Source organism: Algoriphagus boritolerans DSM 17298 = JCM 18970 (assembly GCF_900108085.1).
GTDB classification, from domain to species: Bacteria; Bacteroidota; Bacteroidia; order Cytophagales; family Cyclobacteriaceae; genus Algoriphagus; species Algoriphagus boritolerans.
Genome location: NZ_FNVR01000013.1, coordinates 1 through 18,263 on the forward strand (window position 1 = coordinate 1; position 18,263 = coordinate 18,263).

The 18,263-nt window shown below is 37.3% G+C and carries 13 protein-coding genes; all 13 read right to left on the reverse strand.

From position 1 onward, the window contains the following. Window positions 1-344: 344 nt before the first annotated feature. Window positions 345-1,055 (reverse strand): hypothetical protein, encoded by a 711-nt coding sequence (locus C4S61_RS12240; protein ID WP_103925095.1) that lies wholly within the window; start codon window positions 1,053-1,055, stop codon window positions 345-347. A 296-nt stretch (window positions 1,056-1,351) separates the two neighbouring features. Then, on the reverse strand, window positions 1,352-5,161 hold the full coding sequence (locus tag C4S61_RS12245; protein ID WP_103925096.1) for an AAA family ATPase: 3,810 nt from the start codon (window positions 5,159-5,161) through the stop codon (window positions 1,352-1,354). A 354-nt stretch (window positions 5,162-5,515) separates the two neighbouring features. Next, window positions 5,516-6,211, reverse strand: coding sequence for a hypothetical protein (locus tag C4S61_RS12250; RefSeq protein ID WP_103925097.1), 696 nt, complete (start codon window positions 6,209-6,211; stop codon window positions 5,516-5,518). A 24-nt stretch (window positions 6,212-6,235) separates the two neighbouring features. Continuing rightward, complete coding sequence (locus C4S61_RS12255; RefSeq protein WP_103925098.1) at window positions 6,236-6,886, reverse strand: hypothetical protein; 651 nt, start codon at window positions 6,884-6,886, stop codon at window positions 6,236-6,238. 233 nt (window positions 6,887-7,119) lie between these two features. Beyond that, window positions 7,120-8,130, reverse strand: coding sequence for a hypothetical protein (locus C4S61_RS12260; protein WP_146064388.1), 1,011 nt, complete (start codon window positions 8,128-8,130; stop codon window positions 7,120-7,122). A gap of 176 nt (window positions 8,131-8,306) precedes the next feature. Further along, window positions 8,307-9,113 (reverse strand): hypothetical protein, encoded by an 807-nt coding sequence (locus C4S61_RS12265; protein WP_103925100.1) that lies wholly within the window; start codon window positions 9,111-9,113, stop codon window positions 8,307-8,309. A gap of 51 nt (window positions 9,114-9,164) precedes the next feature. After that, a complete protein-coding gene (locus tag C4S61_RS21840; protein ID WP_160111238.1) occupies window positions 9,165-9,320 on the reverse strand; it encodes a hypothetical protein in 156 nt (51 codons plus the stop codon). Between the two features lie 218 nt (window positions 9,321-9,538). Continuing rightward, window positions 9,539-11,626, reverse strand: a complete 2,088-nt coding sequence (gene drt3b / locus C4S61_RS12275; RefSeq protein WP_103925102.1) for an antiviral reverse transcriptase Drt3b — start codon at window positions 11,624-11,626, stop codon at window positions 9,539-9,541. Window positions 11,627-11,629: 3 nt separating this feature from the next. Then, a complete protein-coding gene (drt3a, locus tag C4S61_RS12280) occupies window positions 11,630-12,973 on the reverse strand; it encodes an antiviral reverse transcriptase Drt3a (RefSeq protein ID WP_103925103.1) in 1,344 nt (447 codons plus the stop codon). A gap of 406 nt (window positions 12,974-13,379) precedes the next feature. Beyond that, window positions 13,380-13,859 carry a hypothetical protein gene (locus C4S61_RS12290; RefSeq protein ID WP_103925105.1) on the reverse strand — a complete coding sequence of 160 codons (480 nt, stop codon included), beginning with the start codon at window positions 13,857-13,859 and terminating at the stop codon, window positions 13,380-13,382. A 162-nt stretch (window positions 13,860-14,021) separates the two neighbouring features. Continuing rightward, complete coding sequence (locus C4S61_RS12295) at window positions 14,022-14,924, reverse strand: RDD family protein (RefSeq protein ID WP_103925106.1); 903 nt, start codon at window positions 14,922-14,924, stop codon at window positions 14,022-14,024. Between the two features lie 62 nt (window positions 14,925-14,986). Continuing rightward, window positions 14,987-16,159 carry a tyrosine-type recombinase/integrase gene (locus C4S61_RS12300; RefSeq protein ID WP_103925107.1) on the reverse strand — a complete coding sequence of 391 codons (1,173 nt, stop codon included), beginning with the start codon at window positions 16,157-16,159 and terminating at the stop codon, window positions 14,987-14,989. A gap of 163 nt (window positions 16,160-16,322) precedes the next feature. Further along, window positions 16,323-18,248 carry a c-type cytochrome gene (locus C4S61_RS12305; RefSeq protein ID WP_146064389.1) on the reverse strand — a complete coding sequence of 642 codons (1,926 nt, stop codon included), beginning with the start codon at window positions 18,246-18,248 and terminating at the stop codon, window positions 16,323-16,325. Between the last annotated feature and the right edge of the window lie 15 nt (window positions 18,249-18,263).

Genomic DNA, 18,263 nt, shown 5'->3' on the forward strand with positions numbered 1-18,263 from the left:
CCCAAACGGGGACCACCAAAGGCCGTCTATCCCACTCTCTCAACCCAATTTTAATTCCTGATTTTTGTCGGGCTGGCGGAGCTATGCCTGCCCGATCTTCAGGCGGGCCTAAGCCACAAAAAAGCCCTTCCAAAACGGGGCTGAAAAGGCTCAGAATGATCTAATTTTTTTGATTCGATACGGAATCTGCTGGTAGGGTTTACTTTTTAATCTTAGTGGGCACCTCATTTACCTCCAAAAATACCGACTCAATCCCCATAAGCACTTCACCGGTTTCGTGCAACAGCGGTTTCATTGTTCGTGCTTCGCACGCAACGAAAACCTAGTTGTTATAGCCAGTGCTTCTATTTCTCATAGTAGTAAGTCCTTGTCAGCCCGTAACCAGTTTGTCTTTTATTTTCCTGTCCCCATTTTTCAAAGTCGGGATGTCCAGAGGTTTTCCAGTCAATGTAATTTCTCACAAGCTCTAAATCTTCTTCCAGTTCTTTCGTCCAGTATTCTCTTAGTTCCAGTGTCGTTAATTGTCGAATTTGTTCTTTTATTTTCTCTCCAAGTTTTATGTCGTCAAATGGTTCTCCGATGTAACCTTCGGGTAAATGATGAACTGAATAATAAATGTTGTAAGTCCACCAACCCAATATTGTCTGTCTTGCTAAGTCGTCCGTTGGGTTAATTTCTAATGCTCTAAATAAATGCTCTTCACTTCGATAATATTTACCCAACCAACGAAAAGGATTGTTGTCAATTTGCTCTGTGTCGCACCAAGTTGTCAAAGTCGGTTTTACAAGTTTGTCGCTTAATGGTTGAGGAAAAGCTCCATAGTCTGCGTCCTTAACATTCTCAAAAAAAGGAAATAGAAATTTCACAAAGTCAATCTTCTTGTCAAGCGACCAGTTTTCAGTTGATTTAAGAAATTTGTCAAGGTGCTTAAATGCCTCTTTTCTAAGACCCTTTTCTCTGTCAAAGCAATAGTTCGCATAGTCTGTCCAGTCGGAATTTTTCAAAGCTGAATTTCCAACTGTCAACAAGGCTGTATTTTGGTCTTTTGCTATCATTGGCTATGTCATCTTAGCATTGGCTATAACGGTTCTCAGCTATACGCAGGCAGGGATTTTAACCACTGAACTTCCTACGAAGAACTGAACTTTAATTTTACCACTTTCCTATCCTACGAAGCACGAAACCCCTGCTTGCGTATAGGTGATGTTATGCCTTCGCCCTTCTTTTTCTGTCGTCTGTTTTGTTGTCATATCGTGTCTGTTTGGGTGCGTTGGCTTGGTGGCTCTTTTGCAAAACTTGGCTTGTGGGTTGGCTTGAGCGGTTTTGCAAATGTGCCACTAATAGCGTGGGCTTATTCTTCTAAAATATATTTTTTTACAAGGTTGTCTATTTCTTGTGAGTTAATCCCTCCATTCGGGTTTTCTTCTGTTATGATTAAAACTTTTTCATTGTCAGGGTTTGCTTTTGTATGTAAAACAAACCCGTCTTGAATATATGATGCAAGCTTCTTTTCCCACTTCTCTCGATAGTCAGTTTTAGTCATCATTCCTAAATGTTCCCAATAGAACTTCTTTCCTGTTAGGATATTTTCTATTGTAAAATCAGGCTTCACTGTTCTTGTAGAGTTGTCAAATTTTAGTTTGTCCTCGTATGCGTATGAAATGCGGTTGCGATATTCTTTTTTATTTAAACAATTTGCAATTATAACTTCGTTTTTACTCAACATAGGTTCGCCTCTTTCACTGATATTAACATACCGAGCATCAAACCATTTCTGTTTGAGTTGACGCACTTCTGGCAAATGGAACAAATCAGTGAATCTTCTTGCAGTTGATGAAGCATCAGTCGCTGCAAGTCGAATAAAATCTCTAAAATCGCCTTGGTGTAGGATTATTATTTTATCCTCTTGCCTTGTCAGAGCAGTGTAAAGCAATTCTCTACTTAGGATAGCTCCTTTTGACGGAAGAACAAAAAACACTTTCTTAAATCCACTTCCTTGTGATTTGTGGACTGTAATTGCATAAGCTAAATCAAACGAATACTTTCCATCATCTTTCAACTGGTCAGCCCAAAAAACATAACTGTAGCCCTGTTGTGTTGAAAATGCAATTTCAATATTCGGTTCGCCCTTTCCCTTACCATTTGCTCCTCTGAACTCACCTGTAACAACACCTATCTCACCATTTGCGATATACTTAAATGCATCTTCTTTTCTATCGGTTGGTTTAATCCATTGCCAATTTTCCCAACGAGTATTCTTAAGATTAATCACTTTGTCACCATAAACAATATTGTCATTTCCTTTTGGTTTGGCAATCTTTCTTTTCTGAAAATAAGTGGAATTTTTCGGTTGAACATTCAGTGCCAATTCAATGAAATTTTTTCGATACGTTGTTTGAATAAACTTGTTCACTTCCTTTACTCCATATCCGTATCCATTAACTGGTGAAATGATTTGCCAATCCTCAATAACCTTTTCAGCATAGCCATTATTGAAATATTGATAATCTCCGAAATCCTTTGCTCCAATTGTTCTGTTAAAAGATTTTGAAATGTCTTTTGCATCCAATTCAAGTTCATTCTCTAAAATTTCTTGAAACTTCTTTCTGAAATCATCACTCTCATACCATTTTACCATGAGAATGTGTTTGGATGAAATTTCATCGGCAGCTATCGAATGAAAGGTTTCAATGTCTTCTTTTGTTGGCTCGTCACCGAAGCATTTGCTTAAAGCAACATCCCAACGCTTGTCTTTTTGTTGTGCCTGTCTTCTTATCTGTCTTAACTCTGCATATGCAGGTGCTGAACGGATATTTTCTTTTTCAAAAGTTGTTGGTTTCAGTTGTGCAACAATATCCACAAATGGTCTTCCTGTTCCTATTGGTGGTAGTTGTCTATAATCACCAACTAAAATAATTCGGTCAACAGGTCCCAAAGCATCGAATAAAGAAGCAAGTTGTTCTTCTGTCAACATAGATGCTTCGTCAATTATTATGTTTCGTGCACCTGAAAATTTTGCTCCTTCTTCATTAATGAAATAATTTCCGGTTAAAGCATCATATCTGTCAGGGAAAAGAAACTGTGCTAATGTCTTTGCATCATGACCGAGTTTCACTCTTGCCTTTCCTGTTGGTGCTAACTTCAAAACACCGCCTCTGCGGATTTCAGGTATTTGTTCAAAGATTTCAAGCAATGATGTTTTCCCTGAACCTGCAGGACCAATTAAAACTGAAAATCGGTAATTTGTTAAAATCCTCAATGCCTCGGCCTTTTCTTCTCTTGCTAATAGCTCATCATTGTAGTCTGGGCTTGTGCTGTCAAGAGTTGGGAAATCTTTGTAGTTATTAACTTCATTCAACCAATCTTTGTCAATATTTAAAGGCTTACCAATAATTTGCTCAAAATTTAGTCGCTGACGAATTATTGCTTTTAACTCAACTAATCTTTTTAGTTTGAAAAATAGAAATTTATTTTCCTTACTTGGAAGGACTGATTCAATTTCTTCCTTGAAAAAATCTTCTTCCGATTGAGCAGTCAAAATATCTTCATCAATCGGAAAGGATTCGTCAATAGCTTTTGCTTGCAACCTTTCTAAAACATCATTAAATGGAAGGATAGAATGTCCTTCTAATGCTGCTTCTTCCATTATAGAAGTTGCAAAAGCTCTTACTCTTCTTTCATCAAGATTGTCTGTTAATGCAATACATTCTTTCAACGGAAACGCATCTCGAATCTTTTCAGGGGGCAAGACAAGTTTGTCTACTTGTCTAAATGAAACTCCCGCTGCCGAAAATCTTGTTTTCTCATAAAGTAGATACAGATTACTTGTGATTTCCTCTGTTGTTCCTATTTCAGTTTGATGATGGTCAATTATGTAACTTGCTTGGTCGTTATTCAGTTGGCAGCGGCTAAGTAATTTGAGAAACTCTTTTTTCTTGGATGGTTTTCCTTTCCAAATTCTTTGTGATGTCGCAGTAAAAAGTTTTAAACCCTTTTCCTTTACATATTTGTTAGGTTCAATCATACTTTCTTCAAATATTTTCCAAGGGTCGGATTTTAAAAGGTCTCCGTCTTTTTGAAAAATATATTTTTCAATCTCCCATGCAATAGTGTTTCCATCCTCTATCTGCAAGGCACTTAAAACTGAACCCATTCCTGGGAACGCACCACGCATATCCCAAATTTTGGAAATTTCATCATCAATCCATCTTAGTTCTTTGGTGAATTTTTTATCAAGTAGAACCTCTGACTTTTTTAAACTGTCAGCCATAGTAAGTAGGGAATCAATGGCAGTGTCATGTTCAACTAATTCGGCAGCAAATGAAAATTGTGCAAAGTCTGGGGCAAAAGCCGCATATTCTTTTAAGTCAACTTCAATCTCATTTTCATTTATGAATTTAAGTATATCGTGATATGGTAATAAAAATCCTTCAGAATTTTTGTTGGTCAAAGTATGTTCAACACATCTGTCCCAAGGATAGCTTCTATGCCCATTATCGGTTTCTTTATCAAACTTATATTGAAGAATTTCGCCAATGTCTGTTCTGACTTTTGCCACTCCAACAATTACTCTTTCGTTCGGTTCTGAAAACGGAGTGTGTTTACAGTAAAAAAAAATTAATGATTGCTGTTTTTTTAGGCAACCGAAAAATGAATCCAACAAAACTTTTTGGTTATGTGGATGCTGAACCCAATGATTTCCTTCAAAGCCAAGTTTTGCATCAACTTCTGCTTCTAATTCTGGTTTGTAATCTAATTCATAAATTCTTGCTTGCTGTGAGCGGTGCGGATGGTCGCTTTTTGAATTTTCTTTTATCATCCACAAAAACGGAACTGCGTCAAATGAGAACGGTTTGTCTTGGTAAACGCATGGTCTAAAATGTTTGAAGAGTGGATTGATGTTTGTCCAAGCATGAGGAACTTCTCTTGCATAGCTATGTGGAGAAAGGAATGTTCCTTTTTCTGAAACACAAGGAGGAAGAAACTCTTCATTAATTTCCTTATCCGAAGTTTCGCTGTCTGGTTGTTTTGTTGCATCAATTTTAGGCAATATTCTGCAAAACGAATTGTCTAATACATTACAGCAAGATTTTCCATTCCACTTATTGTCATGCCATGGAACTCTCGCTGATAAATGTTTGATTGGTAAAGTTTTATTCATTGATTGTCTTTTTTGGAGCGTTGGGGCAAAAGCAAATGTGCTGCATTGGGTCGGCTTTGAGCGTTGGGATGCAGCTCTTTTGATTTTGCTGAAGCGTTGGCATTTTGTCTTTCACTTTTCTGTTCGTTTTTGTCGGTCGTGTCGTTTTTTAGGGTGAGGCATAACGGTATTCAGCTTGGAGACGGCGGGCATTGGAAGCCGTTCCCTTCCAGCCTACTCCTAACTTCTTAAAGATAGTAAACTTTCAATTTACTCTGAACCGCCCGCTGTCTTCCAAGGTGATGTTATGCCTTTGCCCTTTCTTTAGGTATTTTCAAAATAAAATCAAACTATGAGATTTAATAAAGGCTTTGGTCAATAATATCTTGAGCTTTCAAATCGGTCACCTGTATTATCATAAAGTTCTTGAATTATTCTTGATACCGTTGTTTCAATATTTTCACCTTGCTTTACAAAATATCTTCTCGGTTGAGACTTTAATAGATAAAATGCAATATTGGTCATTATATAATTCAAAGTCTTCTGAGAATCAGTGTAATATTTAATTTCGCTAACATACTGGAGAAAATAATCACAAAAGTGGTCAAACCATCTATCTGCTTGGTCTTGTCTAAAAGCAAGGAATTTTGTCGGAATTTTTCCATAAAACTTTGCTTTCATGTCCATTTTATCACCACTTTCTGTTATCGAGAGGGCATATTTAATTAAACTGTTGAATAAAGAATAGTTTATTTGAACTTCTGTAAGTTGGTTAATTTCTTTATTTGTGCTAACAATATCTATGAGCATTTTAACTTCCTTGGATTGGTAGAAATATTGATGGTTATCATTAAGTTTAAGAACCATTAAAAAACTGTTTATTATTCTTATCAAATTTTTGGACTCTAAATAATGTACTTGATTAATCTCAGAATGCTTAAAATTCCCAATAAAATCTACTAGTGATTGTCCTACTATGAAGTTTGATGCAATTAATCTTACATCATTATCTGAAATAAACTTACTATCAATTATACGTCTTGCTTCTTCGTGTGTAATTTTTTTTAACATTATACTTCAAGGTTTATAAGTTCATTATTTAAGAAAGTCTAATTTAATTTTACTTTCGGTGCTTTTAGTCGAGATTTTTTTCATAAAATCAAAAAGTCCTTTAATTTTCAAATACTGTCCTTGAGTTGGTTGAGAGTTGGCACTATTAGAATATTTATATGTTTCATTGTTGTATAAATCAATCAAATAAAAACAAGAACCTGAACCAGATGAACCTAAAATTCCTATCCCTTGTCTTTCGTAACTTACTTCTCCTTTAGAATACATCACTTCTACAGTTTTGGTCCAAAATGAAGTTCGAGGGCGCATTAATACTTTGTTTTTTTCAAAGATTAATTTCCATATTTTAACAGTTCCTCCATTGCTTAATTCAGAAAAATTATGTCTGATAAAACCATTTAAGGCTTTTGGCAATACCAGATTTACTATTTCTTGAACCTTTTCAATATTTTCTGTTGTGCTTGTTCTTTGTAAAAATGAATTGCTTGCAGAAACTGAAATCCAAATTGAATTATTTTTCCCAATTAATGTAAAGTCAATTCCTCCTACAAAATTTACGTATTGATGTGAAAATTCGAAATCAATAATGTCATCGTACTTAATACTATCTTTACCATAAGTAATGTAAGTGTCGGTAATAATTACTTCTTTGTTTTTAATTTGATATTTAATCATAGTTTACTGGGTTGATTAATTTAGATTATTTTTAATTGGTAAAACTCCTTTGCTTTTTAATCATAATGGGTTTTGGTTTTTGGTAGTTTCGTCTTTCAGGGTGAGGCATAACGGTTTTCAGCTATACGCAGGCAGGGATTTTTACAAATGAACTTCCTACGAAGAACTGAACTTTAAATTTACCACTTTCCTGTCCTACGAAGCACGAAACCCCTGCTTGCGTATAGGTGATGTTAGCGGTTCGGGCTTTTATATTTTGTCGTTTCAAATACATTGTCAATAATTGTTTCTACTGCATTTTTTGTTCTCGTGACACTGTCAACAAGTAAATATTCACGAAGTCTGTTAGCAATGATTTCAGGTCTTGGATTGTCAATTAGTCTTGGGTTTAATTGTCGTAACCAAAGCGATTGGTTTAATCTTTCGCCTATTGTTGTGCAATAAATTAAACTGTCAAGTGCTATCAAACTCAAAGGTCGTCCGAATGTCAACCACTTATTTGCTCTGTTCCAAGTGAACTGCGAACTTGCGGCAAGTTGTCCCCAGGTAGAAGAAATATTTTTTATTCTTTCACTAACTTTTTCAATCCAGTCAAGTGTCTGGTCGCTTTTGAAATAGAGCAGTGCAGAAACATTTTCGGATAGAAATTTGTCATCTCCTCTTTCAAGTTCTCTGGTAAGAATTTTAAATGCTTCGTCAAAATTCAAACACTTTGCTATTGGCTCTGCAAATATTTGAAGTTCATTTTCTCGTCTGTTTGCCCATTCTTTCTTTATCCATTCTTCTGCTGTCCTACCAATTACTTTTCCTGCAATTTCATAAGCTTTGTAATTGATAGCACGATTATAATCTACCTTCTCTTTAAGTCTTTTAAGCACTTCCAATTTGTCGAACTTTTGAAGTTCTTTGATAACAAAATCGTCTGTAAAATACTGAACGAATGCAAAGTCAATAAGTCTTTTTAAGTCACTTTTGATTTGTTCAAAGTCGGGAAATGGAAATTTTTCAGCGTCAATTACTTCAATTTCTGGTTGAGTTGCTTCGCCTGTGTCGTAATCGTAAAAATCATCGTGTAAATAGTAACTGTTTCCATGAATTGCAGTTAAGTTGAAAAACTCCATAGGTCTTAGTGCTTTGTTTAGCAGTCTGTCTTGGCAAGGCAAACACAAACGAAAAGGATTTTGTCCTTCGTCCGCAAGTACTTCAACTTCAATTTCTCTTATGTTACAACTTTCACATTTCATTGTCTGTACCATTTTTTAGCCTGACCGCTAACGTTTTGCAGCTACCCGAAGGTGGCGATTTCGAAGCACTTCACTGTCAACCAAGCACAAACTTTGATAGAAGCACAAAGCTTGATTTAACCACTGAACCGCCACTTTTGGGTAGGTGCTGTTATGCGGTCGGCTTTCTGTTTTCGTCATTTCTTTTTCTTCTTTTTTTCGGGTTCTTTTTCAGCGTGTATCCAAGTCCAACTATTGTCTGCCTTGAATGGTGTGCTTATACTTTTTGAGTTGTCAATAACGATTTTTGTAAAGTATGATTTGTAATACCAAGCAAAAAAGACTGCTCCTAATGTCGGTTCTTCGGTGTCACGATAGTTTATCCAAATTTCTCTTGGATTGTCAACTTTGAACCCAAGAAATTGTCCTTGAAAATAGCTTTCATCTTTAAGTACTTTCGTTCCTGTCGGGTCAATTGTATAGATAAATTCTCCACCATAAACAGCAACACTATTCGGTTGAAAGGCTGGTAAAATCCAAACAGAAAGTGTCTGGTCGTCATTTTCTTTTATGTATTGATTAAATCTCAAATTGACGGTGTCTTTAAGTGTTTTAATCTGTCCACTTGCTGTTTTCAATGCTCTTGAATATCTATGAAGCAATGTAGTGTCAACTGTTTCATTTGTTCTACTTACTTGTCCGTTGTCAACCTTAAAGTGAAAAACAAGGTCAAACTGATTGTTTTCATATTTTCCGTAAACAGCGTGCCAAATGTCATTTTTCTTGAAACAAAACCAATCACTTCCCAATCTTGCCAAGTCTTTTTTGTCTTGGGTCATTACGCTGTCCGAAGTTTTCCAAGCAATCATATCATATTCATACAACCATTCAGCGACTTCCATTTTCTTGTTGAAGTCCTTAATGTCAAAATTTGGTCCTTTTGATTTTTGTCCATAGGTCAAAGTTGTCAACCCGATAAAAAGTAATGTTAGAATTTTATTCATTTTTTTGTTTATGTTACGTTGTCTTTTAAGCTGCCGCATAACGGTTCTCAGCTATACGCAGGCAGGGATTTTAACCACTGAACTTCCTACGAAGAACTGAACTTTAAATTTACCACTTTCCTGTCCTACGAAGCACGAAACCCCTGCTTGCGTATAGGTGATGTTATGCCTTCGCCCTTCTTTTTCTGTCGTCTGTTTTGTTGTCATTCTACGCCTGTTTTGTCGTGCGTTTGCTCGGTGGCTCTTTTGCATTTTTTGTTTGGGTTTGAGCGTTGGCAAAAATACAAATGTGCAACCGAAAGCGTTGGTAACTAATTTAAAAAGAAGCAGCCCGTCCCTGCTGCTTCCTTGTTTCACTTTCATTGTATCTGAAAAGCGAAAACTATGCTTGTGTGTGAATTTATTTTAGACGGTGCATAATATCTTTAATAAACTTCCTGACTATGTTTCGCATCAAGTTCTTTTCCGAAATCAAAGTCAGTCCATTTTGTGAACCAATGTTTCCTTGTATTAATTATTTCTTCTTGTAAAGCTGGGTCTGTCACACCGTGCAAAGTTAGCATTTCTTGTTTATAGGTTATGTCTAAATATGGGCAAGTCAGAATGTCAAAAAGTAAATAAACTAACTCAGAAGATTTTCCGATATTCTCTTTGCTGACTTCATTGAATCTCATACGAATGTGGTCTTGTAAAAATGACCGTAACAATGAATACCGCTTTTTGTCTCTCATATAAAACAGTAAAACGATAATTGCGAAGAAATTAAGAGAACCTTTATAACTCAATGCTCCGCTATCCTTGTCTTTGTCAATGCAAAGATATTGTCTTAAAACATCAGCGTCTAACCAATACTCTTTGCCTAATTCGCCCAATGCAATCAGCAAATACAAAGTTTCAACTTGTGTATGTTCTAATGATTTGTTTTTTTGAAGTGTGAAATAAATATTATCGTAAATCTTTTTGAAAGCCAAATGTTTAAAGTCAATATTGATGTTGCCTTTCTCGCTAAGAAACTCTGTTAGCTTTCGCAATATTCGGGACAGCTTAATTGTCGTATTTACTCTTGGTGAAACTGAATAGAGAAAAAACGTAAAATCCAAAATCTCAAGTATGGCTTTTGTAAATGCTTTCTCAGAATTCTTTTTTCTTTCAAGTTCTTGATAGTCTTTCAAGATTTTTGCAATCTTCCTCTCAATAAGGGAAAGTGTATAATTTAAAATGTCTTTGTAATCAATTCCTGTTTCTTTGATTATTGTTTTGAATTTTGTGATGAGTTTATTTGAACTCACATAAATTGAACCTGACTTTTCATTATTATCTTCCGTTGCATCCTCAATGGCATTTTCACCTTTCGCATTTTCTTCTTCGCTAACTTTGTATTTGAGATACTTGTTTAGTAGGTCAGTAATTTTCTGTTTCGCTATTGTGATCTCAGTAATAATTGGTTTTTCATATAGAACTGTTTTTGAATCATTCAAGTAAAGTTTGTAATTCTTTAATTGTAAACGAAAATGTTTTAGAATTTTATCCTTTGTGCTTTCGGTGTTATAGAAAACAAAGAAGTCATCCACATAGCGAAATATTTCATAATCAACTTTGTGCTTTAAACCTTCTTCTTCTCTCAAAACCATTTCAACATTACGGTCAATTCTTTGAAGTATAAGCTCTGCAAAAATTCTTGAGAATTCAGGCCCAATCACAATGCCGTTTGTTTCTCCATAATTTAGATTTTGCATTATGGTATCAAACTTTCCTCCAAAGGTATCATTGGAAGAACGGGTTGATGAACCTAAAGTGTCTTTAACCATTTCTTTGTTGAGCAAAGCCCACGAAATAGAATGAGAGTAAATGCTGTCAAAGCATTTTGATATGTCAAACTTGAAAAGTTTGTTATATTTTTTTTCACAACGATGATACTTGTAGGATTCATAAAACTTGTGAATGTTGCTGTAATTCTTGTAAACAAAAAAGGTTTTCAAGCTCTCATATTCCTTGTCGTATTCTTCAACTGTCTCATAATCTTGGTTGTTGGATAGTTTGTCTTTGTGTGTTTTGTCCTTGTGAAAAATAAACTTTGCAACTTTATCTGCTCTCCTAATTGAGAAAGGACTTAAACTGCAATAGTGTAAAATTAATTGTTTGTTTGCCTCGTAGAATTCAATCAACGCAAGTTGATTTTTAGGATGAACAATTGTCAGTTCTCTAAAATCATTTTCCTTGTGTGATATTTTATAGTTGAAGGGAATAGTTTTTAATTCCCACTTTCTGTTGATTCCAATTTCATTTGTGATTACAGCTTTATCTCTGAAGTCAAAAAGGAGTTTAATGATTGTATTTAATGTGTTCTCATTTTTGTCCCACTTAATTTTGTTCCCCGATAATTCAATTTTGTTTTTAATCAAAAAGTCATAAAAGTGCCTATTGGAAAAAGTAATAGGTATCTCAAATGGCAAAACATCAGAGAGAACAACTCTTTCCTTTTTATACTTTATAGGTCTTTTATTTTTTTTCATTCTCTATTTTGTATTCCAAATTTCAAGTATATCTGATAGTTCATTGGTTGTAAAGGCTGAAAACCTTCTTGACGAAAAACCATCTTCGAATTTATACTTTGCTAATCGTGTTTGAAGATGAGGCAATGTAATTTGTGATTGTATTTTGTGGGTAAGATAGCTGTCTAAACCTTTAAAATCCGAACTTTCAGTTAGTAGGTTGTTCGAATAGAAAACACCAACTAAAATATTTTTCTTGTTGTTAAGTAATCTTGTATTTCCTGTCAAAAATTTTAACCTCTTGACTAAAATCTTTCTCGCTTTCTTCTCGTTTACTTTTGCATAGTTGAGATAAGAGTCAAGAACTAAATCAATTCGGTGTTTGTATCTGGCTATTTTGTTAGCTGTTAATTTCAACTTAATAGAACCGTTACCAAACTGAATTTTATAACCTAAATATTCAAGGTTGCAAGATGCTGGAGTGTCAACTAAATCAAAGGCTTTGGTTTTGACTTTGTTTCTTGTAAGAGAATATTTCGTTTCGATAATTTTGTCAATTTCTACTAAATAATCTCGGCTATCTTTGGTTGAAATAGGAGTAAAGACAATAATGATATCGTCCACATATCTTGCGTAATAGGTTACTGTTGGAAGTGATTTCATTTGTTTATCAATATCACGCATATACAACTCGGCTAAGTATGCACTCACGCCAACCCCTCTTGGTAATCCTTTTTCACTGCCTGATAATCTTTTATACTCATTGAGAATTTGAAAAAGAATTTTCTTGGAATAGAAAGTCAATAAGTTTTCCTCGTTGAGTTTTTGTAAAAGTATATCGTGCGGAATGCTTTCGTAAAATTCCTGTATGTCAGTTCTGATAACATATTTCGGAAAATTATCGTCTAATAATCCTTTTATTTGGCTCACAATAGCAAACCTATTTGCTTGTTTTACTTTATAAAGCTTTCTGAAATTATATTGTATCTGCTTTAATGCAAAAAAGTATTCTGGTTTCTTCTCAATCTTATAAACAGGCTTGTCAGAGATATCATCATCTTTTGTTAGCTTAATTCTAAACTTATCATTCACTACAATGTCGCTGATTTTTTGTAGTTCAATTGTTAGTTGTTCTTCTTTTTTTTCTTTCAGCTTTTCTTTCTTCTCGTTGATTTCTTTTCTGAAAATTTCAAATGCTTCTTCTGAAACTTTGTGCTTTTTTTCTCTGATTTCTGTGTTACACTTTTTAATTTCCTCGGTTACTTTTCCAATGTCAGGAAAATACTCTCCTTCAAGATACACGCCTTTCCTATTCTCGTAATCAAGAATTTTTCTAAAATTTTCTGCTGAAAAGGATTGGTCTAACATATTTTAATTGTCTTTAAGCGTTGGGGCAAAAGCAAATGTGCTGCATTGGGTCGGCTTTGAGCGTGGGGATGCAGCTCTTTTGATTTTGCTGAAGCGTTGGCATTTTGTCTTTCATTTCTCTGTTCGTTTATTGTCGGTCGTGTCGTCTTTTAGGGTGAGGCATAACGTTTTGCAGCTACCCGAAGGTGGCGATTTCGAAGCTCTTCACTGTCAACCAAGCAGAAACTTTGATAGAAGCACAAAGCTTGATTTAACCACTGAACCGCCACTTTTGGGTAGGTGCTGTTATAGCCAGGTTTTCTTTTGTAAGTCGCCAGTTTCAATGTTTTTAAAATTAATTCAGTCAATATGTTAATACCAATTTTAGTTTTTTTAGTCACGCTATGTATAGGTCTTTTAGTGATACTTATTTGGGTTTCTTCCGAAGAATAAACTCGTTTTTAAATTCTATGTATTCTGTCTTGTCGTTAAATAAAGAGCGTAGTATGTCGTCAGCCGATATTCTTGTCCACCGGTTGCCCATATCTTTTCTTGCTATTGCTGCAAGTTCTGCCCAATTCCAAAGTCGGTATCCTTGTTTTAGTTGGTTGTCTTCCCATTCAAAAAATTTCTTTATGATTTTGTCATTGCCGTATAATATGAGGTCTCTTTTAACGTCCATTACACGTTTTAAAACTTCGTCTTCAGAAACAGTTTTTAGTCCTTTTGTCTGGTTTATCAAGTCAAATAATATGGTCAATATTTCGTGGTATGTCGAGTATTTCTTGTCTGAAAGTTTTGCTTTGATGTCTCGGATTTTGTCACTCTGTATTTTTATAAATGTCACCAAAGTCAACGAAAATGCTGATAGGATTGCAAGGGCTATTTTTAGTTCTGTTTCGTCCATTGGTATATGTCGTTTTAAACTTGGCTATAACGGTTTGCAGCTACCCAAAGGGTGGGACTTTTACCACAAAACTTGATTTGAAAAACTAATGTTTGATTAACCACTAAACTGTCTTTGGAACACGAAACCCCGCCTTTTGGGTAGGTGCTGTTATGTGTAGCCCTATTCCTCACGTTTCGGTTTTATGTCTGTCCCTAAATGTATTGCCCTACTTTGCATTTGTCCCGATGTCTGAAAAATATATTTGACTTGTCCTGTAAATGTTTCTTTAGGACATTTTGAGTAAATCAAGGTTGTCGTTAAAGAGTTAAGTTGTTCATAGTTGCTTTCGTCTTCTAAATAATTTTCTTTCAATTGCAGAATTGTCGAGATATACTTCAAGTCCTCATTTTGGATTTTATCGTAAATTTTTACACTCGGAGTCAAATACTGTCCTAAACTGTCAGTAAGTAATTGTTCCAATTCTTTACTTGATTGCTGATTAAAAGAAGTCTCAACGTAATTTATTTTTTGTCCTTCCATTGCAGACATTAGTCCTTTGAAGGGAAGCATAAATAAAAACATAAGTCCATAAGCAATAGCAACAGGAATTAAAACCTTTCCAATATTTACTTTTGGTTGTTCAAGTGTCGGGTCAAATACAATAAGTTTAGTTCCTGCAACTCTGTCTCCAAGTCGTCTGCTCGGATTTGTCAAAGCAATTATGCCTTCTATTGGCCATATTATTATAAACATGTTTCTGATAAAACATTTCAAAGGACTTGCAACTTGTCCAGTTGAGTTGTCAACCACTTGTAGTTTTAAAATTCTTTTTGCGATGCTTCGTCCGTTTATGCAGTCTTTACAAAAATATATTGCGAAGCCGAGCATACTTAAATAGCCAAAGCCTCCTCCCATAAAATTAGGTCTTGTCTGTTCATGGCTTACATTAAATGCGTCTGCAAAACCTGAAATCATTCCAGGGATAAAAAATACCATTGCTATCATTGTCATGAATAAATGGTCTAATAGCATTGCACCAAGTCTTGTTCCAGTGCTGATTTTTTTGTTGTCCGTTACGTTCATAAATTGTCGTTTGTTTTGTTTGTTGTCGGTCTTTTTGGGTTACACATAACATCCCAATAAATCTAACTCCCATCCCCAGTTTCGTGTATATCCTTTGTGTGCGGAGCAGATTTTTTGGCTGTTTCTGTGGTCAAATTAAGCAATTCGGTGATTTGATCAAGGGGTGAGACCACATTTTTGTTGGAAACTGCCAACACATGACTGTAAATCTCTGTAGTCTTACTGCTGGAATGGCCCAACAGAACCTGAATCATCCGCAGGTTGGTGCCGTTTTGCAATAAATGGGTCGCAAAACTGTGCCGCAGCGTATGCACTGTCGCCCAGGGATTTGCTCCGCTTTTCTGTATGGCTGCCCGAAAAATATTCTGAATGCTCTTCGTGGAATACTGACCTCCCTCCTGCCCCTCAAATAGCCAATAAGATGGCTTGAAGGCCCGATAATAGGCTCTCAGTTCCCCAAGAAGAACAGGTGACAAAACCGTCTTATGGTCTTTTTTGTTTTTGGAGCCTTTGATAAACAGATAGCCTTCATCGGAATGAATATCCCTGACGCGAAGCCGAATAGCCTCACTGATCCGAAGTCCCGCACTATAGATGGTCAGCAGGATCGTCCGGTGCTTCAGATTGGAGGTAGCCTGAATTATTCCGGCAATTTCCTCCTTGCTAAGGACATTTGGTAGCGCTTGGGTTGCTTTCGGCCGCTGGATATCATAGTATTCTCTCGGCTTGCCCAACACGTGCTCGTAATAGGCTTTCACGGCATTAATCAGACTGTTTTGGGCAGATTCTGAGATTTTATATTTACTGATTTGATGATAGACAAACCCCTCTATCTCCTCTTTGGTAATGGTCGTGAGTTCACGCTGTTCGAAAAATCGGAGAAACTTGGCAAACGCAGTCGCGTAATTGCTTATTGTCGAAGGACTGTAGGCCTTCAGCGTGAGTTTTTGACGGAGTTGATCCATTGCCTCCAAACTTTTTTCAGCCAAAGTAAAAGTGGGTTGCGAAAGTTGAATTTGTTCACCTTGATCCATCTTCAGTTTTTCACCAAAGAGTGCCTGTACCCGCTTGATATTTTCAGGGGTATTGACCATGCTCCATAGTTTTTGGGAAGGATGGTAATAACTGGTGTTCAGCTTTTTGAATGCCTCCCGCTCGGATTTAAGCGCATAGGGAATAAATACTTTAAATCTTCCTGACTTTGGGGCTGGAATGTACAAAATGACCTGTTCCATATTCTTTTTTTCAAAAAATATAGAATGCGCAATCCAAATAAGTCGGTTGTTAACCGTTTGTAGTCGTTTGTTGTCGTTTGTTGTCGTTTGTTGTCGTTTGTTGTCGGAAAAGCTCCCCTCTACCCACAAAAAAACCGGAGCTATTCACTCCGGTTTCACTTTTTTACTTCAATGAATTAATCCATCGCGCAATTTTCAGCGCTTCTTCTCTTGGCACCTGAGGCATCGGTGGCATCGGTGTCGCATAATCCGGCCAGTTTTCCGGCTTGGGATTGTAGATCAACTCCACGATTTTCTCAGGAGTATAGTTCCGCTTTGCCACCTCGGTATAAGCTGGGCCTACCTGCTTTTTGTCTTTCTGATGACAGGCGGTGCAGGTGTTTTTGGCCAGCAAAGTCTTTATTTCAGTTTCTGTAGGGATTGCAGGTGCAGCAGGTTTGGCTGGAGTAGCTGCTGCTTTAGGGGCTGAAACCGATTTAGGCACCGGAGCTGTTGCCACTACCGGCCTAGGCTTGATCACCATTTTGTCCCCTGAAGGAATCTCATTCAGGGTATAGTAGGCATCCATGTGCACCAACTCATGCGAGTTCACCGCTTCCCTAATTCCCGGAAGGCTGATTCTGTGAATATGATATTGCTGGGGATCATCGATGGCAATTCTGACTTTTCTACCGTCTTCGGAAACTTCCACTCCCAAAATCTCATGCTCCATGGATTTCACCGGAGGACTTCCGTATACCGGGAAGTACTTGTAAGTGAAACTGGAAATCAGGTAAGAAGTCAGATCCTCCGCCGACTTCTTGTCCACCGGCTTGGTAAATTCAATCTCAAAACCATCCGGCTTTGCCTTCACCGTACGCATTTCAAAAGGAGCCTCTCTGTTCCAAACCAGGCGCTGCAAGCCTTCATTGGCATCCCCTGCAGAACCCCAGCCCCGGTTGGTTTCTCCCACAAAGAGGGATTGATCTTCTGCGAAAACCATTCTCAGGACTCCCGATTGGAAGCCGCTTCTAAAATCAATCGAAGCCCCCTGATAGACGCCGTTTACCTGCTCCAGCATGATCCGCATGATCTTACTTTGCCCCTGATCTCCCACCAGAATCTGTCCTCCAAAAGGCCCCCAGTAATTCTCAGGTATCACAATCGGCTCGGAATTGGAAATGCCATGAATACCGTGAGGTAACCAAACTGCGGGAAGCTTAATCGCGGGCAAGGATTTCTTGGCTTCTGCCAACGTGATAAATGACCCATTGACCTCATTTTCAGGCTTGATAAACCGGCCGTTGGCATCCTTTTTTTTCATTGGATCCACGACTGCATCAAACTGGGCTGTGGTCATTTTTATCGGAGAATTTTCCAATTCTGACCAACGCAGTCCTGCCGGATGTCCGGAGAAATCACCTTTTTCCAAATGCCACAATCCACCCGAGCCCATGTAATCCCCTTGATTTTCGGTGTAAAACACCTCCCCGTTCAAGATTCCCGGGCCGGCAGGGGATCGCATACCGGTGGCGTAGGGTTCTATTTTTCCATCAGGATAAATCTTCAGGGTCCAACCTCTGTAGGGAACCCTACTCTCTCCTCTCCACCATTCCTGATCGCCAAAGGCCACATTGGTAGTGACAATAAATGCTCCGTCAGGAGTGATTTTAGGACCGAAGCTATACTCATGGTAGTGGGCCGAAAGTGGCCAACTCGCGATGGTTTCGTACCAGTCTGCCTTGCCATCTGAATTCAAATCGGTCAATTTGGTCAGTTCCCCCCGCTGCACCATGTAGAGCGAACCTTCATGATGGGCCAATCCGAGGATTTCATGCAGACCGGAAGCAAACTTCCGGAAATAGGGTCGCTGAGCGGTGGGATTTTCCACGATAAACACATCTCCCCGCCGGGTGGCTACGCCGAGGTTTCCATTGGGAAGCATGGTCAATCCGCCCACCTCGAGAAGGGTGCCTTCGGGAGCGGGTACTTTAAGGATTTTGAAAAAGTCCTCTTCTTTGGGTGACTCCTGCGCAATCAACGAAAGACTCATCCCCAGCGCAACTGCACTCAGGGCCAATGATTTTAAGTTAAAATTCAATCGAAACATAGCTTTTCTTTTCTT